Raw genomic sequence first — 23,190 nt, 5'->3', positions numbered from 1 at the left:
CGCAATCTCCCGGATTTTCGTCGTCCCCAGGCGGTCTCAGTGACCGGATGCGCTTATGGAGGATAAAGGTGGAACAAATTGTGGCAAAGATAAAGGGAGGATTGTCGCAAAATTTCCCCACAATCTTAAGGCGCGCGACAAACTGTTGCAACGCGACCTCTTCAAACGATTTAAAATACCGACAAGAAATTTAAATCGATTAATTGTTTGATATTACTGAACTTTCTCAATTTTAGTCTCTTGTGTTTTAAAATTTCTACCCTTATTTTCGCAGTTAGTTTTAACGGCAACGCGCCTGAGCGAAGGGAAGTAGCCATGGAAAAGTTCGGAGTTCATAACCCGGCAACGGAGCTTGCAACGGTTGGATTGGGCGGCGCAGCCAGCGTTCGCTATAACTTTTCCGCCGCAGCGCTCTATGAAGAATCCATCCGCCGGGGTGAAGCCGAACTGACCGCTCAGGGCGCCCTCAGAGCTCTTACCGGTCAGCATACGGGCCGGTCCCCGCGCGATAAGTTCGTCGTTCGCGACGCAAATACCGATGGCCAGATCTGGTGGGACAACAACAAGCCGCTCTCGCCGGAGCATTTCGCGCTGCTGCGCGACGATATGTTGGCCCATGCCGCCGGCAAGGACCTTTTTGTCCAGGACCTCATCGGCGGTGCCGAGGAAGGCCATGCCCTGCCGACCCGCGTTGTCACCGAATTCGCCTGGCACTCGCTGTTCATCCGCAATCTTTTGATCCGCCCGGAGACGGCGGCGCTCGCCACCTTCGTGCCGAAGCTGACGATCATCGACCTGCCCAGCTTCAAGGCCGATCCGGCCCGCCACGGCTGCCGCACGGAAACGGTGATCGCTTGCGATCTCACCAACGGCCTCGTTCTCATCGGCGGCACGTCCTATGCCGGCGAAATGAAGAAGTCGGTCTTCACCGTGCTCAACTATCTGCTGCCGGCCAAGGGCGTGATGCCGATGCACTGCTCGGCCAATGTCGGCCCCAATGGCGATGCGGCCGTCTTCTTCGGCCTTTCCGGCACGGGTAAGACGACGCTTTCGGCCGATCCGGCGCGCACGCTGATCGGCGACGACGAGCACGGCTGGAGTGAGAACGGCATCTTCAACTTCGAAGGCGGCTGCTACGCCAAGACCATCCGTCTGTCGGCCGAGGCCGAACCGGAAATCTATGCGACGACCCAGCGCTTCGGCACCGTGCTCGAAAATGTCGTACTGAACGACCGCCGCGAGCCCGATTTCGACGACGGGTCGCTGACCGAAAACACCCGCTGCGCCTATCCAATGCATTTCATCCCGAATGCCTCGGCAACCGGCCGGGCCGGGCATCCGAAGACAATCATCATGCTGACCGCCGATGCCTTCGGCGTCATGCCGCCGATCGCCCGGTTGACGCCGGATCAGGCGATGTACCATTTCCTCTCCGGTTACACCGCTAAGGTGGCCGGCACTGAAAAGGGCGTCGTCGAGCCGGAAGCGACCTTCTCGACCTGCTTCGGCGCCCCCTTCATGCCGCGGCATCCGGCCGAATACGGCAACCTGCTCAAGGATCTGATCGGCCGCCACGGCGTCGAATGCTGGCTTGTCAATACAGGCTGGACCGGCGGCGCCTACGGCACAGGCAAGCGCATGCCGATCAAGGCGACGCGCGCGCTGCTCGCCGCCGCCCTCAGCGGCAAACTCGGCCAGGTCGAATTCCGCACGGATGCGAATTTCGGCTTCGCCGTGCCGGTTTCCGTCGACGGTGTCGACGGCGGCATTCTCGATCCGCGCTCGACATGGGCCGACAAGCCGGCCTATGACGCGCAGGCCGAAAAGCTGGTTTCGATGTTCATCGCCAACTTCGCCAAGTTCGAGAATCACGTCGACGGCGGCGTCCGCGATGCGGCGCCCGGCGTCAAGGTCGCTGCCGAATAAGCCGAAAGGAAGAACAGATCTCTGACTCACGTGAAACCCGGCATCGCAGGATCGCCGGGTTTTTCGATTGACGGCCGATATTTTCAACCGGCTGCCGATATGAGATAGAACCCGCATGGCCAGCGACGCGCTCTATATCGATGACAGGATCACCATCTCAGGATGGGAGCTGACGGAACAGTTCGTTCTGGCAGGCGGCCCCGGCGGTCAGAACGTCAACAAGGTTTCGACGGCGGTCCAGCTGTTTTTCAACGTCGCGAATTCGCCCTCCCTCAATGACCGCGTCAAGGCCAATGCGATCAGGCTTGCCGGCCGGCGCCTGTCGAAGGACGGCGTGCTGATGATCGAGGCAAGCCGCTTTCGCAGCCAGGATCGCAACCGTGAGGACGCGCGCGAACGGCTGAAGGAACTGATTCTGGAGGCCGCCAAGCCGCCGCCGCCGCCGCGCAAGAAGACCAAGCCGACCAAGGGTTCGGTCGAGCGCCGTCTGAAGGAAAAATCCGGCCGCTCGGAAGTCAAGAAAATGCGCGGCCGTCCCGGTGGCAGCGATTGACATGCCCGATCTGTCGAACGGCGTCCGCCATCTGCCTGAATATCTCGACCGGTCGCGTCAGGAAGCGCTGGTCGAGGTGATCCGTGCCGTGGTCGCCGAGGCGCCGCTTTTCGTGCCCGTCATGCCAGGCACCGGCAAGCCGATGTCGGTGCGCATGACCAATTGCGGGCCGCTCGGCTGGGTGACGGACAAGGAGCGCGGCTATCGCTATCAGCCGACGCATCCTGTCACCGGCAGGCTCTGGCCTGATATGCCGCAGGCGTTGCTCGATATCTGGAATGACGTGTCGGGTTATGAAAAACTGCCGGAAGCCTGCCTCGTCAATTTTTATTCCAATGACGCGCGCATGGGCCTGCATCAAGATAAGGACGAGCGCAATCTGCAGGCGCCTGTCGTGTCGATCTCGCTCGGCAACAGCTGCCTCTTTCGCGTCGGCGGTCTGAGCCGGAACGATCGCACGCTATCTTTCAAACTGTCGAGCGGTGATCTGGTCGTATTGGGCGGCGAGGGAAGGCTGTGTTTCCACGGCGTCGACCGGATTCATCCGGCAACATCGACGCTGTTGAAGAATGGCGGCCGCATCAATCTGACGCTGCGCCGCGTCAATCCCTGAGACCGATAGTCGAAGGATCGCCTGCTACAATTTTCGCAGCGCCACCTGTTCGATCAGGTGATCCTTGCCCTTTTTTAGGATGAGATCGGCGCGTGGCCGCGTCGGCAGAATGTTCTGGCGCAGGTTCTTCAGGTTGATATTCGTCCAAAGATCCGCGGCGATATCGAGAGCTTCCGCATCGCTGATCGAGGCATAGCGATGGAAGTAAGAGTTCGGATCGCGGAAGGCGGTCTCCCGCAGCCGCATGAAGCGCGTGACGTACCAGTTATGAATCTGGTCTTCCGCGGCATCGATATAGATCGAGAAGTCGAAGAAGTCGGACACCATCGGCACGATCTTGCCATCGGCCGGCAGGTCGCGCGATTGCAGCACGTTGATGCCTTCGAAGATCAGGATGTCGGGCCGGTCGACGATTTTGTACTCGTCCGGCAGCACGTCATAGACGAGATGCGAATAGCAGGGCGCCTGCACGTCCGGCCGGCCGGCCTTGATCGCCGAGAGGAAGCGCAGGATCGCCGCCGTGTCGTAGCTTTCCGGAAAACCCTTGCGCTGCATCAGCTTTTCCCGCTGCAGCACGGCGTTCGGATGCAGGAAGCCGTCGGTGGTGACGAGATCGACCTTCGGGCTGGAAGGCCAGCGCCCCAAGAGCTCCTTGAGGATACGGGCCGTGGTCGATTTTCCGACAGCGACCGAGCCGGCAATGCCGATGACGAAGGGCGTCTTCGTCACATCGGAGAGGCTGAGGAAGCGGTTGCGCTGTTCGAACAGCATCTGCGAGGATTCGACATGCGCCGAAAGCAGCCGCGACAGGGAGAGATAGATGCGTCGGACCTCGTCGAGATCGATCGGGTCGCCCATCGAACGCAGCCGTTTGACCTCGTCGCTGGTCAGCGTCAGCGGCGTGTCGGCGCGGAACTTCGCCCATTGTTCAGAAGAGAAGAAGTGATAGGGCGAATAGGATTCCGACTGGAAGTGATCCAACGTTTCCGGCACCCCGATAATCTCAGTCGCGATACTCATGAACTCTGCCGGCTGGCCTTTTCCTTGAGGCCGGACTGCGCGGTTCTGCGCTCGAGTTCGGCCATGACATTTTCTAACGGTATTTCAGCAATCTTCAATACGACCAAAAGGTGATAGAGCACATCGGCGGCCTCAAAGGTCAGATTGTCGCGGTCGCCGGTTACCGCCGCCATCACCGCTTCGATCGCCTCTTCGCCGAGCTTCTTTGCCGCTTTCGGCTGGCCGGCGGCGACGAGTTTCGCCGTCCAGGATTGCTCCGGCGAGGCTTTCGATCGCTCGGCGACGATGCTTTCGAGATCGGCAAGGGAAAATCCGCTCATATCTGCGCTTTCAAGTTTCAGTCGAGACGCATGTCGATGCCGCACTTCGACATATAGTGCTTCGCCTCGCCGACAGTATAGGTGCCGAAGTGGAAGATCGACGCGGCGAGCACGGCACTGGCATGCCCCTCCTTGACCCCGGCGACGAGATCGTCGAGGTCGCCGACGCCGCCCGACGCGATGACCGGCACACGCACAGCATCGGCGATCGCCCGCGTCAGTTCCAGATCGTAGCCGACCTTGGTGCCATCGCGGTCCATCGAGGTGACCAAAAGCTCGCCGGCGCCGCGCGCCACCATCTTCTGGGCGAATTCGATGGCATCGAGCCCCGTCGCGTTGCGGCCGCCATGCGTATAGATCTCCCAGGCGCTGAGATTGTCGCCGCCAACCGCTTGGCTACGCCGGCGTTTGGCGTCGATCGAGACGACAATGCACTGGTCGCCGAATTTGTCGGCGGCCTCGGCGACGAAGTCCGGGTTGCTGACCGCGGCCGAATTGATCGACACCTTGTCGGCCCCGCAAAGCAGGAGCTTACGAATATCGGCGATGGTTCTGATCCCGCCGCCGACCGTCAGCGGCATGAAGCACTGGTCGGCCGTGCGCGAGACGACATCGAAGATCGTCTCGCGATTGTCCGAGGACGCGGTGATATCGAGGAAGCAGAGTTCGTCGGCGCCGGCCGCATCATAGGCCTTCGCCGCTTCGACCGGATCGCCGGCATCGACGAGATTGAGAAAGTTGACGCCCTTGACGACGCGGCCGTCCTTGACGTCGAGGCAGGGGATGACACGGGCCTTGAGGGTCATTTAAGCGGTCTCCTTGGCCCTGCTGGCCTTGACCAGCGCCAGCGCCTGGCTGGGGTCGATACGGCCGTCATAAAGCGCGCGGCCGGAAATCGCCCCTTCGAGCTTCTGCGCATCGGGCTCGAGCATGCGTCTGACATCGTCGAGCGAGGCAAGGCCGCCCGAAGCGATGACGGGAATGGAAACGGCCTCAGCAAGCTCAAGCGTCGAGGCCCAGTTAATGCCGGCCAGAATTCCGTCACGGTCGATATCGGTGTAGATGATCGCGGCGACGCCGGCGCCTTCGAATTTTTGGGCAAGCTCGATGACGCCGAGTTCGGAAGCCTCCGCCCAGCCTTCGACGGCCACCTTGCCGCCCTTGGCGTCGATGCCGACGGCGACGTGACCGGGGAACTTCCGGCAGGCCTCGATGACCAGATCAGGATTCCTGACCGCCACCGTGCCGAGAATGACGCGCCGCAGCCCGCGCGCGAGCCACGCCTCGATATGATCGAGCGTGCGGATGCCGCCGCCGAGCTGCACCGGATTCTTCGTCGCCTTGAGGATCGCTTCGACGGCGTCGCCATTGGCCGAATGTCCCGCAAAGGCGCCGTCGAGATCGACCACATGCAGCCACTCGAAACCCTGGTCTTCGAAGGATTTCGCCTGGGCGGCCGGATCGGTGTTGTAGACCGTCGCCTGCTGCATGTCGCCGAGCTTCAGGCGGACGCATAGGCCGCCCTTCAGGTCGATCGCGGGAAAAAGGATCATGTCGTCTTACGTCCGTAAAGTGGTCGATACCATCAGAGCATTCCACGCATCTACGATATCCGAGCGGAAAAGGACAGCGGCAATGGCGGCCGCGCCGAAAAGCAGAAGAAGCAGCAGGGTGACGGTCAAACCGGCGCGAACCTGGCGCCAGAAGCCGAGGCGCCGCTTCATCGATTTCTCGATGTCGCGCACCTCCCGCAGCGCCTGGCTGTTGACGGCGGCGAGCCGAATTTCCGGTTCCATCGCCTCCACATAAGTTTCGGCATAACTTGCAAGGATCTGCGAGGCGCGGTCGCGCAGCGCATTGCGCAGGTCGGTCGAGAGATAATTGCCGGAGACGGCGGCAAGCTCGGCCTCGTTGGGCGAACGGCCGGCATTGCGCTTGCGGTAGCTGAGCACGAAATCGCGCTTCTGCCGCTCATAGAGGGCATAGGCAAGCAGGCCGATCAGATCGTCCTCGCCTTCGATATAAAATTCCAGCACGGCTTCAGTGATGTCGCCGGCGTTGATGCCGTTGGCGCGCAGCTGCGAATTCTCGTTGCCGGCAAGGAATTCATGGATCATCGGTCCAGCCTTTCTGTCAACGCCTTGGCCGCATTGGAAAGCGCTCTCCTGTGAATGGCCTCATCGACACGGCGGATGATCGTTCCATCGGGAAGCCGGATGTCCGAGAAGGGCGGCAGGCCCTCTCTGGAGGGTCTCAGCGTATAGAACACCTTGCCTGATTTCCGCGAAGCCGGCATCGAGCGCACTCCTGTTCCCGTGTTTTCATAAAGGGAAAATAAGGCGGCGGTATTACGGGTTCCAGCGCAGGAAATTGGCGATCAGGGCGAGGCCGAGCTTCTGGCTCTTTTCCGGGTGAAACTGAGCGCCCACCATGTTGTCGCGCCCGACGAGAGCCGTCATCGGACCGCCATAATCGACCGTCGCAATGACGTCGTCGGCATTTTCGGCGGCAAGATGGTAGGAATGCACGAAATAGGCGTGCAAGCCCTCGGAGCCCGTTGGAATGCCGTCGAACAGCGGATGTTCGCGCTTCAGATCGAGCGTGTTCCAGCCGATCTGCGGAATTTTCAATGCGGGATCGCCAGGTGTCATCTCGATGACGTCACCGGGGATCCAGCCGAAGCCGTGCGTCACCGTCTTCTCGAGGCCGCGCGAGGACATGAGCTGCATGCCGACGCAGATGCCGAGGAACGGCCGCGCCCTCTTTTCGACAGCCTCGATCAACACCTCGGCCATGCCGGGCACGGCATCGAGACCGCGTCGGCAATCGGCATAGGCGCCGACGCCTGGAAGCACGATGCGATCGGCGGCGGCAACATTTTCCGCTTTGTCGGTGAGATCGATCTGCGCATCGATGCCCGCCTCGCGCGCGGCCCGCTCAAAAGCCTTGGTGGCCGAGCGCAGATTGCCGGAACCATAGTCAATAATTGCGACGCGCATCGTCAGCGTCCTCCATCAAAACCAAAGAGACCAAGCGATGTAGCCTGGCCATGCGGGCTGTTCGGTCGGGTCTTGTTCTCCCAGCCCGGCACGGCGGCGTCAGTATCGGCCTGGACCGCCTTGTCGGAGAAGTAGACGTCTTCGGCAATGCCCATCGTATCGGCTGCAATGAGTGCGTCTTCGTTCCAGCCCTTGCCGGCGAGATTGCGAATACGGAGGTTCTGGCCCTCGAGACCGACAAGCAGGTTCACGCCCAGGGTGATTGCCGCTCCCGCCGGCCAGAGACCCGGTTCGTCCATCAGCGCACCGCCAATTGCCTGCAATAGAAAGGCTGCTGCCGCGTATAGCCAAAGCCGATGGACCAGCAGCCAGACCCATGGAAACAGCAAACCGAGCCATGTGAAGCCGTCGCGGATCACCCGCGTCTCGTCAAGGCGAGTGCCTGCGCTGCCGGGCGGCGTCAGAAAAATATAGCTGGATGTCATTGTCGCCGCTCCCTTGAGAGGCTCAGACGAGCGTGCCCTTGGTCGAGGGAACACGGCCCGCCTGTCTCGGATCGATCTCTGTCGCCGTGCGCAATGCGCGGGCGACGGCCTTGAAGCATGTCTCGGCAATATGGTGGTTGTTGGCGCCATAATGGTTGAGAATATGCAAGGTGATGCCGGCATTCTGGGCGAGCGCCTGGAAGAATTCGCGGACGAGTTCGGTGTCGAAGGTGCCGATTTTCGGAGCGCTGAAGGCGACGTTCCAGACGAGGAACGGCCGGCCGGAAAGATCGACCGCTGCCTTGGTCATCGTCTCGTCCATGGCAAGATCGATCGAGGCATAGCGGGTGATGCCGCGCCGGTCGCCGAGCGCCTTGGAGATCGCCTGGCCGATCGCAATGCCGGTATCCTCGACCGTATGATGGTCGTCGATATGCAGGTCGCCCTTGGCGTCGATTTCCATGTCGATGAGGGAATGCCGAGAAAGCTGGTCGAGCATATGGTCGAAGAAGCCGACGCCGGTCGAAATCTTCGAATTGCCGGTGCCGTCGAGATTGACGGAAACGGAAATCGAGGTCTCGTTGGTCTTGCGGGAAACGCTGCCCGTACGGCTTGCTGCGGTCTCGGCCATTTGGCCCTCCATCGGAATAAGGCCGTTCCTTATCAGGCGCATCGGCAAATATCCAGAAGCCGGGGAAGAGAAAAGCCGGCCCATTTGCAATCGGCTCCGGCCTGCTTACATAGGGCTCAACAAGGCCGATGTGCGGTCGAGGTAAAAGCCCGCGTCATGGGCAGACAGGTGTTTTATGACTACGATCATTACTGTTCGAAAGGGCGGCAAGGTGGTGATGGCGGGCGACGGCCAGGTGAGCCTCGGCCAGACCGTGATGAAGGGCAATGCCCGCAAGGTGCGCCGCATCGGCAAGGGCGAAGTGATCGCCGGTTTTGCCGGCGCCACCGCCGATGCCTTCACCCTGCTCGAAAGGCTTGAAAAGAAGCTGGAGCAATATCCCGGCCAGCTGATGCGCGCCGCTGTCGAGCTCGCCAAGGACTGGCGCACCGACAAATACCTGCGTAATCTCGAAGCCATGATGCTCGTCGCCGACAAGTCGATTACGCTCGCGATCACCGGCAACGGCGACGTGCTGGAGCCGGAACACGGCACGACGGCGATCGGTTCGGGCGGCAATTTTGCCCTCGCGGCCGCCCTGGCACTCATGGATACCGACAAATCGTCCGAAGAGATCGCCCGCCGCGCTCTCGATATCGCGGCCGACATCTGCGTCTACACGAACCATAATGTGGTGATGGAAATGCTGGATGCCGAAGGCTGAACCCTATGCCTTCCGGCCGCTTGCCGTGGCTGATCTGCCGCTCCTCGCCAAATGGCTGGAAAGCCGACATGTCAGGCGCTGGTGGCGCGATCCGGCCGAGGCGCTGGCTTCAATGGAAGAGCATATCGATACGGCCTCCGTCTCTTGCTTGATCGTCACGCTGAATGGAAAGGACTTCGCCTTTATCCAGGCGGCCAATCTCGACGACGAGGACGATGAAGCGCTCGCCGGCCAGCCGAAGGGCACCTACGGCATCGACCAGTTCATCGGCATAGAGGAACTCGTTGGCAAGGGTCACGGACCGGCCTTTATGATAGGGTTCTGCGATATGCTCTTTGCAAAGGGCGCGCAGCGGATCCTCGTCGATCCGCATCCTGACAATGTTTTCGCAATCAGAGCCTATACCAAGGCGGGCTTTCAAGGACTTGGCGAAACAACGACCAATTACGGCCGGGCGCTGTTGATGGCCCTGGACCGCCAGGAGAATGATACGCAATGACCACCTTTTCCCCCCGCGAGATCGTTTCCGAACTCGATCGCTACATCATCGGCCAGCATGACGCCAAACGTGCCGTCGCGATTGCGCTGCGCAATCGCTGGCGCCGCCAGCAGCTCGACCCGAGCCTGCGAGACGAAGTCATGCCGAAGAACATCCTGATGATCGGCCCGACTGGTGTCGGCAAAACGGAGATCTCCCGCCGCCTGGCAAAACTCGCCGGCGCGCCCTTCATCAAGGTGGAGGCGACCAAATTCACCGAGGTCGGCTATGTCGGCCGCGATGTCGAGCAGATCATCCGCGACCTGGTCGAAGTCGGCATCGGCCTGGTGCGCGAAAAGAAGCGGGCCGAGGTCCAGGCCAAGGCGCATGTCAGCGCCGAGGAGCGTGTCCTTGATGCGCTGGTCGGCACCACCGCTTCGCCCGCCACCCGCGAAAACTTCCGCAAGAAGCTGAGAGACGGCGAACTCGACGACAAGGAAATAGACATCGAAGTGGCCGATACCGGTTCCGGCATGGGCGGCTTCGAGATCCCCGGCATGCCGGGCGCCAATATCGGCGTGCTCAATCTGTCGGAAATGTTCGGCAAGGCAATGGGCGGGCGCACCAAGAAGGTCCGCACGACGGTCAAGGCCTCCTATACCGACCTGATCCGCGACGAGTCCGACAAACTGATCGACAATGAGGTGATCCAGCGCGAGGCCGTTCGCTCCACCGAGAATGACGGTATCGTCTTCCTCGACGAAATCGACAAGATCGCCGCCCGCGACGGCGGCATGGGCGCCGGCGTTTCGCGAGAAGGCGTCCAGCGTGACCTCCTGCCGCTCGTCGAAGGCACGACGGTTTCGACCAAATACGGCCCTGTCAAGACGGACCATATCCTGTTCATCGCCTCCGGCGCCTTCCATGTCTCCAAACCTTCGGATCTTCTCCCCGAACTGCAGGGCCGCCTGCCGATTCGCGTCGAGTTGCGGGCGCTGAACAAGGAGGATTTCCGCCGGATCCTGACCGAGACGGAAGCAAGCCTGATCCGCCAGTATCGCGCACTGATGGAAACGGAAAGCCTGAACCTCGAATTCACCGACGACGCGATCGACGCGCTTGCCGATGTCGCCGTGCATCTGAACTCCTCGGTCGAGAATATCGGCGCCCGCCGTCTGCAGACGGTGATGGAGCGGGTCCTGGACGACATTTCCTACAACGCGCCGGATCGGGGCGGGACGGCCATCACCATCGATGCCGCCTATGTGCGCGAGCATGTCGGCGATCTCGCGCAGAATACCGATCTGTCGCGCTTCATTCTGTGATATCGGCGCACCGGTCCATGTCTTTCCCGATGTGATACCGGATTGTGACGAACTCTATCCTCGACAGCGGGCCTTTTACTTTTTAGTGAAGGCCCGTTTTGTTTTCCGCTGCGGCTTTATTCGGCCAAGATTCTGGTCCAGTCAGCCGCATCGCAAACAGGACGATGGAACGGGACGGGATAGCGGATCGTGCGACGCCTTTTGACAAGCCTTTTGATTGCCGCTGCCCTGGTGAATTCGGCGCCGGCTTTCGCCATGCAGACAGTTCCGGCGGGCAACCGTCACGTCGAGCAGCCCGATATTCCGGGCGCCTCCGTTCGCCGCACCAAGGGCACCAAGAGCAGCTTCGATCTGAAATACGAAAAGGTCCATGAGCTTCTGGCGACCGACCGGGACCTGATGGCGAAAATCCGCAAGGTCTCCAGTGCTTACGGCATCAATCCCATCCATGTCGTCGGCGCCATCGTCGGCGAGCACACCTATAATGTCGATGCCTACGACCGGCTGCAGGCCTATTACGTCAAAGCCGCCTCCTATGCCGGAGAAAGCTTCCGCTTTGCCTATGACGGCGAAAACGTCGATGATTTCGTGGCGCGGCCGCAATTTGCTCAGTGCAAGGGCCAGAGCGATTCCTACACGCTCTGGTCCTGCCGGGAAGATGTCTGGGAAAGCGATTTCCGCGGCAAGACGGTCGGCGGCCAGAGCTTCCCCAATAACCGCTTCAGCGCGGTTTTCTTCCAGCCCTTTTATGCCGGCCAGACTTTCGGCCTTGGCCAGGTCAATCCGCTGACGGCGCTGACGCTCTCCGATCTCGTCAGTCGCGTGTCGGGTTATCCGAAGCTGAACGAGAAGAATGCCGGCGCCGTTTACAGGGCGATCATGGACCCCGATATCTCGCTCGCCTTCGTCGCCGCTTCCATCCGCAGGTCGATCGACGACTACAAGGAGATTGCCGGCATGGATATCTCGGGCAATCCCGGCCTGACGGCGACCCTTTATAATGTCGGCAATTCGCGCCAGCGCGCCGCGGCACTCGCTGCGAAAAACCGTTCTTCCGGTGCGACCGTCTGGCCCGAAGAGAATTATTACGGCTGGCTGATCAACGACAAGCTGGACGAACTCAAGGGCCTGCTCTAGCTTCAAGCCTGACGGGAGGCGTTGATCCTCCCCGAAAGGCTTTTCCGATGGACATGCGTCCTGATCCCTTCGTTCCGCCGGCGCCGCTGCCGCGCACCGTGCCGCCGAGCCGGCTTGAGATCATCCGCATCATCCTGCGCAATCCGCTCGAACTCTGGGGCGAGCCGTCCTACACGCTGCCCTGGATCAGGACGAGTTTCTTCGGTCAGCACACCCTGATCGTCAACGATCCTGGCCTGATCAAGCATGTGCTGGTCGACAATGCAGCGAACTATCGCATGTCTGACATTCGCCAGCTGGTGCTGCGGCCGATCCTGCGGGATGGCCTGTTGACGGCGGAAGGTCAGGTCTGGAAGCGATCGCGAAAAGCAGTCGCACCCGTCTTCACGCCGCGTCATGCCAAAGGTTTCGCCGGCCAGATGCTGCGGCAATCCGAAGAATACGTCCGCAAATACGAAGGCGCCGGTCCGGCTGGTCAGGTCTTCGACATCGCCGCCGACATGACCGATCTCACCTTTGCGATTCTTGCCGAAACGCTTTTCTCCGGCGAAATCGTCTCCTCCAGCGGCCATTTTGCCGACGACGTCAACGAACTTCTCCACCGCATGGGCCGCGTCGATCCGATGGACCTGTTGCGCGCGCCCTCCTGGGTGCCGCGGCTCACCCGTATCGGCGGCCAGAAGGTGCTGGAGAAATTCAGGGCGATCGTGCGCGATACCATGGACATGCGGCTTGCAAAGATGAAGGCTGACCGCGCCGCAGCGCCGGACGATTTTCTGACGCTGCTTCTCGAGCAGGCCGGTCCCGACGGCCTGACCAAGGAGGAGATCGAGGACAATATCCTGACCTTCATCGGCGCCGGCCACGAGACGACCGCGCGGGCGCTGGCTTGGACGCTTTATTGCGTCGCAAACAGCCCGCATATTCGTGAAGCAATGGAGGCGGAGATCGACACTGTTCTGGCAACCGACGCCGAGCCGGTCGAATGGCTGGATCTCATGCCGGTGACGCGGGCAGCGTTCGAGGAGGCGCTCAGGCTTTATCCGCCCGCACCCTCCATCAATCGCGCCGCGATCGCCGATGACGTCTGGACCAATGCGAAGGGCGAAAAGGTTGAGATCCCGGCCGACATCACCGTGCTCATCATGCCCTGGACGCTGCATCGTCACGAACTCTATTGGGACAGGCCGCGCGCCTATATGCCGGAACGATTCTTTCCTGAAAATCGCGGCAGCATCGGCCGTTTCCAGTTCCTGCCGTTCGGCGCCGGCCCGCGCGTCTGCATCGGCGCGACTTTCGCATTGCAGGAGGCGGTGATCGCGCTTGCCGTCATGATGCACCGTTTCCGCTTCGACCAGACGGAAGCGACCAACCCCTGGCCGGTGCAGAAGCTGACGACGCAGCCGCAGAATGGACTGCCGATGCGCGTGACGCCGCGGACAATTTCCCGTGCGGCATAAATCTTTCGAATTATTGCGGAATTGACTATGAATGAAAGCCGGGCAAAGTGGCAGCATTCAAAGTCGTTGCCAGGGAGAATGTCGCATGAGCCGCGTTGATAAGAACGGTCTTGCCGTCGAAGCCGTCCTTCATGATTTCCTCGCCCAGGAAGTTCTGCCCGGTCTGGCGATCGACGCGGACAAGTTCTTTGCCGATTTTTCTGCGATCGTCCATGATCTCGCCCCCAGGAATCAGGCGCTGTTGATGAAGCGCGACGAGCTGCAGCTCAAGATCGACGACTGGTATCGCCAGCATGGCGCTCCGACCGATATGGATGATTACCAGTCCTTCCTGCGCGCAATCGGTTATCTCCTGCCTGAGGGGTCGGACTTCCAGGTTTCGACCCAGAATGTCGATCCCGAGATCGCCTCGATCGCCGGTCCGCAGCTCGTCGTTCCCGTCATGAACGCGCGTTATGCCCTCAACGCCGCCAATGCCCGCTGGGGTTCGCTCTATGATGCGCTCTACGGCACGGACGCCATTCCCGAGAGCGACGGCGCCAAAAAGGGCAGGGGATACAACCCGAAGCGCGGCGAGAAGGTCATCGCCTGGGTGCGCGATTTCCTCGATACATCAGTGCCGCTGCAGGACAGCCACTGGAAGGATGTCGCAAGCTTCGCCGTCAGGGATGGAGCGCTGGTTGTCAGATCGGTCGATGGCGAGCAGGCAGTGCTGAGGGACGGCGGCCATTTTGCCGGCTATCGCGGCGATGCCGCCGCCCCGACCCATCTTCTCCTGAAGAACAACGGCATTCACATCGAGATCGTCATCGATGCGGCGACGGCGATCGGCAAGACCGATCCGGCTCATATTTCCGATGTCTGGCTGGAATCGGCGATCACCACGATCATGGACTGCGAGGATTCGATCGCCGCCGTCGATGCCGAGGACAAGGTCGTCGTCTACCGCAACTGGCTCGGCCTGATGAAGGGCGATCTGCAGGAAGAGGTCGCAAAGGGCGGCGCGAGCTTCATCCGCAAGCTCAACCCGGATCTGAATTATACAGGTCCGGATGGGACCGCCTTCGAATTGCATCGCCGCTCGCTGATGCTGGTGCGCAATGTCGGCCACCTGATGACCAATCCTGCCATTCTCGACCGCGAGGGCAACGAAGTGCCTGAGGGCATCATGGATGCCGTCATCACCGGCCTGATCGCGCTTTACGATATCGGCCCGGCCGGCCGGAAGAAGAATTCCCGCACCGGCTCCATGTATGTGGTCAAGCCGAAAATGCATGGACCCGAGGAGGTCGCCTTCGCCGTCGAGATCTTCTCGCGGGTCGAAGATGCGCTTAGGCTGGCGCGCAATACCATCAAGATGGGCATCATGGACGAGGAGCGCCGCACCACGGTCAATCTCAAGGAATGCATCCGCGCCGCCCGCGAGCGTGTCGTCTTCATCAATACCGGCTTCCTGGATCGCACCGGCGACGAAATCCACACCTCGATGGAAGCCGGTCCGATGATTCGCAAGGGTGATATGCGTCAGGCCGCCTGGATATCGGCCTATGAGAACTGGAATGTCGACATCGGCCTTGAGTGCGGCCTTTCCGGCCATGCGCAGATCGGCAAGGGCATGTGGGCGATGCCGGATCTGATGGCGGCGATGCTGGAGCAGAAGATCGCCCATCCCAAAGCCGGCGCCAACACCGCCTGGGTCCCGTCGCCGACGGCCGCAACCCTGCATGCCACCCATTATCACCGCGTCAATGTCGCCAAGGTTCAGCAGGGACTGAAGGACCGCACCCGCGCCAAACTATCCGACATTCTCTCGGTGCCGGTCGCGGTGCGGCCGAACTGGTCTCAGGAGGAAATCCAGCGCGAACTCGACAACAATGCCCAGGGCATCCTTGGCTACGTCGTGCGCTGGGTCGATCAGGGCGTCGGTTGCTCGAAGGTGCCCGATATCAACAATGTCGGCCTGATGGAGGATCGCGCCACTTTGCGCATTTCGGCCCAGCACATGGCGAACTGGCTGCATCACAAGGTGGTCAGCGAAGCCCAGATCGTCGAAACGATGAAGCGCATGGCTGCCGTCGTCGACCGGCAGAACGAGCAGGACCCGGCCTATCAGCCGATGGCCGGTAATTTCGATGGGTCGATCGCCTTCCAGGCAGCCCTCGACCTCGTGTTGAAGGGCAGGGAGCAGCCGAACGGCTATACCGAGCCGGTGCTCCACCGCCGCCGCCTCGAACTGAAGGCGAAGCAGGTCGGTTGAGCGCCTAAAGCATGTCGCGCAAAAGTGTGCAGCGGTTTTGCGCCAACGACATGCGTAAAAAACAAAGAGCAAAAGCGCAACGAGCGAATCTGAAGATCGCGACGCGCTTTAGCTGAGAATAAGAAAGGCCGCCGGAACGACAGTCCGGCGGCCTTTTTTATACCGAATTCGGTCTCTACTTACTGGATGACGATGACCTTGGAAGTGCCCTTGCCGGGACGGACGCGGCTGTAGAGGTCGATGACGTCCTGATTCATCAGGCGAATGCAGCCCGAGGAAGCGGCAGTGCCGATCGAAGCCCATTCCGGCGTGCCGTGCAGGCGGAACAGCGTGTCCCTGCCTTCCTCGTTGAAGAGATACATGGCGCGCGCACCGAGCGGATTGCTGAGACCCGGGCCCATGCCGTCTTCGACATATTTGGCGACGTCGGGGCGGCGGACAGCCATTTCCTTTGGCGGATGCCAGGTCGGCCATTCCTGCTTCCAGGCGACGTAGGCGGTGCCGGCCCATGCAAAGCCCTGCTTGCCGACGCCGATGCCGTAACGCATCGCCTTGCCGTTGGCGAGGATGTAATAGAGGAAGCGCTCGCGCGTGTTGACGATGATCGTTCCCGGACGCTCGGTAGTCTGGTAGCTGACGACCTGGCGGCGGAACTGCGGCTTGACCCTGTCGATCGGGATCGCCGGCAGCGAGTATCCGGCATCCTTCGTCAAGCCATAGGCGTCATTGAAGATTTGCGCCGTCTGGACTGTCGGGCCTGCGCCCTTGTCGTCGACGGAGGCGCTGTCTGAGGTCGTGGAGCAACCGGCCAGAGCGAGCGTCGCCAGCAGGCCAAATACAGGGAATGCATTGCGGAAGCGCATAGATGACTCTTGAAGTTTTGCGGCAAGGAGAACGGTCTTTCGACCATCGTTGATTATGGTTTATTTTCGATTAACTTGCGCTTTGCAAGGCTGCTGCGGCGCGGCGAAATGGTCCGCCGCGCAAATTAAAAGCGCATGGTTTTTTTGCAACAACCTGCCCAGCCCCACGACGGTTATCCATGACGATTTTGAGCGTTTACAATAACAATCCGTTAATCGATGGCCGGCAATCGGACAGGGCAATGATGGTGCGCCGCGGCACGCAGATATTGCTGCATGAAATGCGCCACGCGGTGCTGCCCGAACTGCCGCTGGCGAGCGGGCGTCGCGCCGATCTGATCACGCTTTCGGAAAAGGGCGAGGTCTGGATCATCGAGATCAAGACCTCGATCGAAGATTTCCGGGTCGATCGCAAATGGCCGGAATACAGGCTGCATTGCGACCGCCTGTTCTTTGCCACGCACCAGGACGTGCCGCTCGACATCTTTCCCGAGGAATGCGGGCTCTTCCTCTCGGATGGCTATGGCGCCCACATGATTCGCGAGGCGCCGGAACATCGTATGGCGCCCGCGACCCGCAAATCCGTCACACTCAATTTCTCGCGTGCCGCCGCCCAAAGGCTGATGATGGCCGAATGGGCGAACGGAAAACCGTTCACGGTGGACGACGTCTGAGGGATACCTCCCTATTTCGGCGCGCGTTTGGCGAGGATGCGCTGCAGCGTGCGCCGGTGCATGTTGAGCCGGCGCGCTGTTTCCGAAACATTGCGCTCGCACATTTCATAGACCCGCTGAATGTGTTCCCAGCGCACCCGATCGGCCGACATCGGGTTTTCGGGAAGTTCCGCCTTTTCGCCCGGCCGCTGCGTCAGCGCCGAAAAGACGTCGTCGGCATCTGCGGGTTTTGCCAGGTAGTCGACGGCGCCGAGTTTCACGGCCGTCACCGCCGTCGCGATATTGCCGTAGCCGGTGAGCACGATGATTCGCGTGTCGTCGCGCCGCTGGCGGATCGCTTCGATGACGTCGAGCCCATTGCCGTCGCCGAGCCGGAGGTCGACCACTGCATATTTCGGCGGCCTGCCTTTCGATTTCGCAACGCCTTCCGCCACGGACTCAGCCGTTTCCACCTGAAAGCCGCGCGTTTCCATCGCCCGTGCGAGACGGCGCAGGAACGGCCCGTCGTCGTCGACGATCAGCAAGCTGGCGTCGGGCCCGATATGGTCTTCATCCGACGCGGCCAAATTTCCATGATTCTGTTCTGTCATCGTCTCAGGTCCCGGCGCTTGAACGCCCGATCTTGGTCAACCGTTTTTCATTCTACTTATGCCGATAAATTCATTTTGTCGAATTTGCGTCGAGCAGCATTCGCGGCCATTCGATGCGGATGCGCGCGCCGGCTCTCTCCGGCTCGCGATTCTCGAAAATCAGCGATGCGCCGGAGCGCTCCAGCAGCGTTTTGGCGATGAAAAGTCCGAGCCCGAGGCCCCCCGCCGTGTCTTCCTTCTGCCGCCTGGTCACATAGGGCTCGCCGATCCGGGTCAGGATGTCGGGTGAGTAACCGTTGCCGTCGTCCTCGATGATGATCAGCACCTTGTCGTGATCGTGCTCGACGGTGATCGTCACTTTCTCCCTGGCGTAGTCGACGGCATTTTCGATGAGGTTGCCGAGTCCGTACATGATCCCGGCATTGCGATCGGTGACCGGCTCGCTCTTGCGCGGGCTTTTTTCGATCAGCTCGAGCGCGATGCCGAATTCCCGGTGCGGCGCAACGATCTCCTCGATCATCGAGGACAGCGGCAGCCGGCGCATATGCGCCTCGTCTTCGGAAGACAGCGTCGTCAGCCGCCGCAGAATGTCACGGCAGCGTTCGCTCTGGCTGCGCAGCAGCATGACGTCCTCGCGGAACCGATCGTCGTCCTTCAGTTCCCGCTCCATTTCCTTGGCAACGACGCTGATCGTCGCAAGCGGCGTGCCGAGCTCGTGGGCCGCCGCCGCCGCCAGCCCGTCGAGCTGTGAAAGGTGTTTTTCCCGCTGCAGCACCAGTTCGGTCGCGGCCAGCGCATCGGCAAGCTGGCTCGCTTCCATCGAAACGCGGTAGGCGTAGAAAGCGGCAAACGCCATTGTCGAGGCGATCGAGCACCAGACGCCGAACTGCATGACATTGTGGACGTTGATCTCGGCCCCGTCGAACCAGGGCAGCGGAAACGGCGAAAAGGCAAGCACCGTGATGCAGACCATCGCAATGCCGATCAGCGCGGTGCTGTAGCGGATCGGCTGCGAGGCAAAGGAGATGATAACAGGCACGCAGACGAGGGCTGCGAAGGGATTGGCAAGGCCGCCGGTGATGAAGAGCAGCGCACAGAGCTGCAAAAGATCGAAGCCGAGCAGCGCAAAGGCGGCCGGCGGTTCCAGCCGATGCGTCGGCGGGTAGCGGATCGTCAGATAGAAATTCACCCAGGCAAGAGCGGCAATCAGCGAAGAGCTGGCGATCAGCGGCAAGGGAAATTTCAGCCAGAAGGCAACGATGAAAACGGTCAGCGCCTGACCGCCGACGGCAAGCCAGCGCAGCCGCACCAGCGTCTGCAGGCGGAGCCTGCGGCTGCTGTGTCGATCCTCCATCGTATGGCTTTCTGCCTTGTCGATCATTCCGAGGGACTCCTTGGGTCGCCCTCATGTACCACGCGGCTTTGCCCGTGTCGTCGGCAACGCGTCTTCGGGCCGCTCCGGCCAGGGATGGCGGGGATAGCGCCCGCGCATATCGGCACGCACGTCCTTCCATGAGCCGGCCCAGAAGCCCGGCAGGTCGCGTGTCGTCTGGATCGGCCGGTGCGCTGGCGAGGTGAGTTCGAGCAGCAGCGGCAGGCGGCCTCCGGCAATCGACGGGTGCTGCTTGAGCCCGAACAGCTCCTGCACGCGGATCGTCAGCACCGGCTCCTCGCCTTCGTATTGAATCGGATGTCGTTGGCCGGTCGGCGCCTCGAAATGCGTCGGAGCAAGCCGGCTAAGATCACGGTGCAACTCGTGTGGAACCAGTGACATCAGCCCGTTGGATAGCCCGCCCGCCGATATGTCCGAGAGGCCGCGGGCGTCGCTCTGAAACGGCGCGAACCATTCGTCCAGGCGGGAAAGCAGCGCGGCGTCGCCGACATCCGGCCAAGGATCGCCGATTGTCCTGTGAAGGAACCCGATCCGCTCGCGAAGCTGAATGGCTTCCTTCGAGAAGGCAAGCTGGTCGAGCCCGAGTTCGCGCACGCCTTCCATCAGTGCCTGGGTCACGGCTGCTCCGGAAGGGCGCGGCAGGGGCGTCTCGTCGAAGATGATCGCGCCGAGCCGGGTGGCGCGCCGCGCCCGTATCTGCCGGCTCTGCCGATCGAGGAATATCTGGTCGTCTGTTCTGATCTCGCCGGGCAGCTCGGCTTCGATATCGCCGCGCGTCACCTCGGCGGCCGCCAGAACCCGCGCCTGCGCCGCCCGGCCGGTGAGATCGGCGATGACAAGCATCCGGCTGCCGGCGAGCCTCTCGGTTTCCGGCAGCTCCGCTCCGCGCCCGTTGGCCATCACGAATCGTCCCCGTCCGCCGCGCTGAAGCGCTATTCTGTCAGGGAAGGCGTGCAGCAGCAGCTGCCCCGCCAGCGCCGGCGCCGTTGCCTCAACCCTGTCGAGGCCGTTCGCCAGCCGCCCTGCCAGCCGCCGCGAGGCCTCCGCCCTTTCGCCGCGCTCGGCCTTGAAGCGCCGCAGCCGCTCCTCGATATCGAGGCTCGTTCCGCCGAGCCCCTGTTCGGTCAGCAGCACGGCAATTAATGCCGCATCCCGGGCATGCCCCGATTCGCCCGCCGATACGACCATCGCGGCAAGTCGTGGCGGCAGGGCGAGATCGCGCATGACCTTGCCGCGTGCGGTCAGCATTCCGTCCTTGTCGAGCGCGCCGAGCTGGCCAAGCAGCATCCGCGCTTCCTTAAGCGTCGTTTCCGGCGGCTGATCGACAAAGGCGAGCGATGCCGGGTCCTGAACGCCCCAGTGCGCGAGATCGAGCACCAGCCCGGAAAGATCGCTCGAAAGGATCTGCGGCGGCGTGAAGGCCGGCAGCGCCGCCGTCTGTCCCTGGTGCCATAGCCTGATGGCGATGCCCGGTTCCGTTCGCCCGGCGCGGCCCGCTCGCTGATCGGCGGAAGCCCGCGACACGCGCACCGTCTCGAGACGAGTGATTCCGGTCGATGCCTCGAACACCGGCAGACGCTGCAACCCGCTGTCGATGACGATCCTCACGCCGTCGATGGTGATCGAGGTTTCGGCAATCGATGTCGCAAGCACGATCTTGCGCATACCGGCGGCGGCGGGCCGGATCGCGGCGTCCTGTTCCTTCTGGCCAAGATTGCCGTAAAGCCGCGCAATCAGCGTTTCGGGGCCGAATCGTCCCTGCAGCCGCTCTGCGGTCCGGGTGATTTCCGCCTGGCCGGGCAGGAAAGCAAGGATCGAACCGGTTTCGCTGGCATGCGCGTCGACAATCGCCCGCGTCACGGCATCTTCGATGCGTTCGCCGCCCGGCCGATCCTGATAACGGATATCGATGGGAAAGCTGCGTCCCAGGCTTTCGATGACAGGCGGATCTTCCAGCAGGGCGGCCACACGTTCGATGTCGAGCGTCGCCGACATCACCAGGATGCGCAGATCCTCGCGCAGGGCCGATTGAACGTCGAGCGCCAGCGCCAGCCCGAAATCGGCATCGAGCGAACGCTCGTGGAATTCGTCGAAGATCACGGTCGAGACGCCGGAGAGTTCGGGATCATCGAGGACCATCCGGGCAAAGACCCCTTCCGTCACCACCTCGATCCGTGTCGCCGCCGATATCCTGTTGTCGAGGCGCATGCGGTAGCCGACCGTGCCGCCAACCTGTTGACCGATCAACGACGCCATCCGGCTTGCCGCCGCCCGCGCCGCCAGCCGCCGCGGTTCCAGCAGGATGATCCTGCCGTCGCCGCGCCAGGCGTGTTCGAGCAGGTAAAGCGGCACCAAGGTCGTTTTGCCGGCGCCGGGCGGTGCCGAAAGAACCGCACGCTTCTGCTCGGCCAACGCCGCACCGATAGCCGGCAGGACATGTGAAACCGGAAGTTCCGGCAATGAAGGACTGATCGTCACTTGCGGCCCGTCACCGTTTCATAGGCAAGAATCGCGCCGGCGAGATCTTCCAGCGCCGCGCCGACGGATTTGAACAGCGTGATTTCGATCTCATCGCTTCGCCCGCCATGGGCGCCGCTGACAAGTTCCGCAAGCTCCGCTCTGATGTCGCTTTCCCTCAGCACGCCGGTTTTCAGCGGCTGGACGATATCGCCCGCCTCGCTGATGGCGCCGGCACGGGTATCGACATAGACGTTGGCGCGGCGGATCGCCTCGTCATCGCTTTCGCGCATGCTCGGCTTGAAGGCGCCGACGAGATCGAGATGGGCGCCGGGCTTCAGCCATTCGCCTGAAATCAGCGGCTCGCTGGAAAGCGTGGCGCAGGAAATGATATCGGCCGTTCGCGCTGCCGCTTCAACATGGGTGACCGCCTCGGCATCCAGCCCGAGCGCCCGTGCTTCAGTCGCGATCTTTTCGGCAGCCTGCCCATTTCGACCCCAGACCCGGTACCTCTTGATCGGCCGGGTCGTGCCGTGGGCAAGCATCAGATTGAGCGACAGTCGACCGGTGCCGCAGACAAGCAGCTCCTCGGCGTCGGGACGGGCAAGATGACGTGCCGCCAGCGCTGATGCCGCCGCCGTCCGCCGCGCGGTCAGCTCGCCGCCGTCGATGGCGGCCAGCATTTCGCCGGTGGCGCCGGAGGAAAGAAGATAGGTTCCGAAGATCGCCGGCAGGCCGCGCCGCATATTGCCCGGGAAGACCGAGACGGTCTTCACCCCGGCATAGCGGCCGGGAACCCAGGCCGGCATCAGCAGCAGCGTCGCGCTCTCCTCATCAGGCACTTCCATCTCATGGTGATGGCGCACCGGCATGACGCAGTCGCTCTGGAACATGCGGGCGATTGCCTCGATCAGTTCCGGCCAGGGCAGGGCCGCGCGCGTCTGTTGTTCATCGAGGACAAGCATTCTTCACTCCGCCGGTTCATCTTCATCGCCAAATTAGCGAGCGAGGCACGTTATAAGCAAGCACCCTGGAAATCCGCGCCGAGCTCCCTATATAAGCCTTGTCTCCCTCGCCGAAGCCGTTCTTCGGGATTCGGCGAAAACGAATTTCAAAAACCACCCATTCGGGCGGTGAATTTCGTCGTTTTTGGAGATGGTTTCTAAAACCTCTTCTTTTTCAACCTGTTACAAAAATGTCAAAAAACTTTTGGTATGGCTGTTGACTTGGAAAAGGGGTTGGTTCTATAAGCCCACTCACTGAACGAGGGCGGCGGCGCTGCTGGCGACGAAGTCTCTCGCTCTCA

At 61.6% G+C, this 23,190-nt stretch carries 24 protein-coding genes; 10 read left to right on the top strand and 14 right to left on the bottom strand.

Going from position 1 to position 23,190, the window contains the following annotated elements:
• Positions 1 to 315: 315 nt before the first annotated feature.
• The 3 genes from K6M89_RS20550 (at position 316) to K6M89_RS20540 (ending at position 3,092) form a co-directional block, all read left to right on the top strand.
• Entirely contained in the window at positions 316 to 1,926 is a 1,611-nt protein-coding gene (locus K6M89_RS20550) for a phosphoenolpyruvate carboxykinase (RefSeq protein ID WP_222140770.1), read from the top strand.
• A 115-nt stretch (positions 1,927 to 2,041) separates the two neighbouring features.
• Positions 2,042 to 2,479, top strand: coding sequence for an alternative ribosome rescue aminoacyl-tRNA hydrolase ArfB (gene arfB / locus K6M89_RS20545; protein ID WP_222140769.1), 438 nt, complete (start codon positions 2,042 to 2,044; stop codon positions 2,477 to 2,479).
• Between the two features lies 1 nt (position 2,480).
• A complete protein-coding gene (locus K6M89_RS20540) occupies positions 2,481 to 3,092 on the top strand; it encodes an alpha-ketoglutarate-dependent dioxygenase AlkB family protein (RefSeq protein ID WP_222140872.1) in 612 nt (203 codons plus the stop codon).
• A gap of 24 nt (positions 3,093 to 3,116) precedes the next feature.
• Here the strand turns inward: K6M89_RS20540 and coaA are convergent, their stop codons facing one another.
• From coaA to hisB, 9 genes are read right to left on the bottom strand one after another with little or no spacing between them, the layout of a single operon-like run.
• Entirely contained in the window at positions 3,117 to 4,112 is a 996-nt protein-coding gene (gene coaA, locus K6M89_RS20535) for a type I pantothenate kinase (protein ID WP_097584061.1), read from the bottom strand.
• On the bottom strand, positions 4,109 to 4,432 hold the full coding sequence (locus K6M89_RS20530; RefSeq protein ID WP_097584063.1) for a phosphoribosyl-ATP diphosphatase: 324 nt from the start codon (positions 4,430 to 4,432) through the stop codon (positions 4,109 to 4,111). The genes coaA and K6M89_RS20530 overlap by 4 nt, the downstream gene beginning before the upstream one ends.
• A gap of 17 nt (positions 4,433 to 4,449) precedes the next feature.
• Positions 4,450 to 5,238: an imidazole glycerol phosphate synthase subunit HisF gene (hisF, locus tag K6M89_RS20525; RefSeq protein ID WP_097584065.1), complete on the bottom strand. Its 789-nt coding sequence runs from the start codon at positions 5,236 to 5,238 to the stop codon at positions 4,450 to 4,452.
• Complete coding sequence (gene hisA / locus K6M89_RS20520; protein ID WP_222140768.1) at positions 5,239 to 5,985, bottom strand: 1-(5-phosphoribosyl)-5-[(5-phosphoribosylamino)methylideneamino]imidazole-4-carboxamide isomerase; 747 nt, start codon at positions 5,983 to 5,985, stop codon at positions 5,239 to 5,241. It lies immediately after the preceding gene.
• A 6-nt stretch (positions 5,986 to 5,991) separates the two neighbouring features.
• Entirely contained in the window at positions 5,992 to 6,549 is a 558-nt protein-coding gene (locus K6M89_RS20515; protein ID WP_222140767.1) for a hypothetical protein, read from the bottom strand.
• Positions 6,546 to 6,728 carry a hypothetical protein gene (locus tag K6M89_RS20510; RefSeq protein ID WP_222140766.1) on the bottom strand — a complete coding sequence of 61 codons (183 nt, stop codon included), beginning with the start codon at positions 6,726 to 6,728 and terminating at the stop codon, positions 6,546 to 6,548. Before K6M89_RS20510 ends, K6M89_RS20515 begins: the two co-directional genes overlap by 4 nt.
• Before the next feature lie 52 nt (positions 6,729 to 6,780).
• Positions 6,781 to 7,431: an imidazole glycerol phosphate synthase subunit HisH gene (gene hisH / locus K6M89_RS20505; RefSeq protein WP_097584072.1), complete on the bottom strand. Its 651-nt coding sequence runs from the start codon at positions 7,429 to 7,431 to the stop codon at positions 6,781 to 6,783.
• A gap of 2 nt (positions 7,432 to 7,433) precedes the next feature.
• Positions 7,434 to 7,916 carry a DUF2628 domain-containing protein gene (locus K6M89_RS20500; protein WP_097584074.1) on the bottom strand — a complete coding sequence of 161 codons (483 nt, stop codon included), beginning with the start codon at positions 7,914 to 7,916 and terminating at the stop codon, positions 7,434 to 7,436.
• 22 nt (positions 7,917 to 7,938) lie between these two features.
• Positions 7,939 to 8,547, bottom strand: a complete 609-nt coding sequence (gene hisB / locus K6M89_RS20495; RefSeq protein WP_222140765.1) for an imidazoleglycerol-phosphate dehydratase HisB — start codon at positions 8,545 to 8,547, stop codon at positions 7,939 to 7,941.
• A gap of 175 nt (positions 8,548 to 8,722) precedes the next feature.
• Here hisB and hslV point away from each other — a divergent pair, with 175 nt between their 5' ends.
• The 6 genes from hslV to K6M89_RS20465 all read left to right on the top strand — a co-directional run bounded on the left by hslV (position 8,723) and on the right by K6M89_RS20465 (position 15,907).
• On the top strand, positions 8,723 to 9,250 hold the full coding sequence (gene hslV, locus K6M89_RS20490; protein ID WP_222140764.1) for an ATP-dependent protease subunit HslV: 528 nt from the start codon (positions 8,723 to 8,725) through the stop codon (positions 9,248 to 9,250).
• Positions 9,237 to 9,749 (top strand): GNAT family N-acetyltransferase, encoded by a 513-nt coding sequence (locus K6M89_RS20485; protein ID WP_222140763.1) that lies wholly within the window; start codon positions 9,237 to 9,239, stop codon positions 9,747 to 9,749. The genes hslV and K6M89_RS20485 overlap by 14 nt, the downstream gene beginning before the upstream one ends.
• The gene (hslU, locus tag K6M89_RS20480) at positions 9,746 to 11,053 is read left to right on the top strand and encodes an ATP-dependent protease ATPase subunit HslU (protein WP_097584082.1); all 1,308 of its coding nucleotides are present in this window, start codon (positions 9,746 to 9,748) and stop codon (positions 11,051 to 11,053) included. The genes K6M89_RS20485 and hslU overlap by 4 nt, the downstream gene beginning before the upstream one ends.
• A gap of 189 nt (positions 11,054 to 11,242) precedes the next feature.
• Positions 11,243 to 12,190 carry a DUF1402 family protein gene (locus K6M89_RS20475; RefSeq protein ID WP_222140762.1) on the top strand — a complete coding sequence of 316 codons (948 nt, stop codon included), beginning with the start codon at positions 11,243 to 11,245 and terminating at the stop codon, positions 12,188 to 12,190.
• A 47-nt stretch (positions 12,191 to 12,237) separates the two neighbouring features.
• Positions 12,238 to 13,650, top strand: a complete 1,413-nt coding sequence (locus K6M89_RS20470; protein ID WP_222140761.1) for a cytochrome P450 — start codon at positions 12,238 to 12,240, stop codon at positions 13,648 to 13,650.
• Between the two features lie 85 nt (positions 13,651 to 13,735).
• Positions 13,736 to 15,907: a malate synthase G gene (locus K6M89_RS20465; RefSeq protein ID WP_222140760.1), complete on the top strand. Its 2,172-nt coding sequence runs from the start codon at positions 13,736 to 13,738 to the stop codon at positions 15,905 to 15,907.
• A 179-nt stretch (positions 15,908 to 16,086) separates the two neighbouring features.
• On the opposite strand, the gene K6M89_RS20460 is transcribed toward K6M89_RS20465, so the two are convergent.
• Positions 16,087 to 16,770 (bottom strand): L,D-transpeptidase, encoded by a 684-nt coding sequence (locus tag K6M89_RS20460; RefSeq protein ID WP_222140759.1) that lies wholly within the window; start codon positions 16,768 to 16,770, stop codon positions 16,087 to 16,089.
• A gap of 179 nt (positions 16,771 to 16,949) precedes the next feature.
• Between K6M89_RS20460 and K6M89_RS20455 the strand changes: the two genes are divergently transcribed.
• A complete protein-coding gene (locus K6M89_RS20455; RefSeq protein WP_010029986.1) occupies positions 16,950 to 17,444 on the top strand; it encodes an MmcB family DNA repair protein in 495 nt (164 codons plus the stop codon).
• Positions 17,445 to 17,455: 11 nt separating this feature from the next.
• Here the strand turns inward: K6M89_RS20455 and K6M89_RS20450 are convergent, their stop codons facing one another.
• The 4 genes from K6M89_RS20450 to lhpI form a co-directional block, all read right to left on the bottom strand.
• On the bottom strand, positions 17,456 to 18,034 hold the full coding sequence (locus K6M89_RS20450; RefSeq protein ID WP_097584093.1) for an ActR/PrrA/RegA family redox response regulator transcription factor: 579 nt from the start codon (positions 18,032 to 18,034) through the stop codon (positions 17,456 to 17,458).
• 70 nt (positions 18,035 to 18,104) lie between these two features.
• Positions 18,105 to 19,415: an ActS/PrrB/RegB family redox-sensitive histidine kinase gene (locus K6M89_RS20445; protein WP_097584095.1), complete on the bottom strand. Its 1,311-nt coding sequence runs from the start codon at positions 19,413 to 19,415 to the stop codon at positions 18,105 to 18,107.
• A 24-nt stretch (positions 19,416 to 19,439) separates the two neighbouring features.
• Positions 19,440 to 21,905: an ATP-dependent helicase HrpB gene (gene hrpB / locus K6M89_RS20440; RefSeq protein WP_222140758.1), complete on the bottom strand. Its 2,466-nt coding sequence runs from the start codon at positions 21,903 to 21,905 to the stop codon at positions 19,440 to 19,442.
• Complete coding sequence (gene lhpI / locus K6M89_RS20435) at positions 21,902 to 22,849, bottom strand: bifunctional Delta(1)-pyrroline-2-carboxylate/Delta(1)-piperideine-2-carboxylate reductase (RefSeq protein ID WP_097584099.1); 948 nt, start codon at positions 22,847 to 22,849, stop codon at positions 21,902 to 21,904. The genes hrpB and lhpI overlap by 4 nt, the downstream gene beginning before the upstream one ends.
• Between the last annotated feature and the right edge of the window lie 341 nt (positions 22,850 to 23,190).

The organism is Rhizobium croatiense, from assembly GCF_019793465.1.
GTDB lineage: Bacteria > Pseudomonadota > Alphaproteobacteria > Rhizobiales > Rhizobiaceae > Rhizobium > Rhizobium croatiense.
This window is presented reverse-complemented; position numbering and strand designations above follow the sequence as displayed.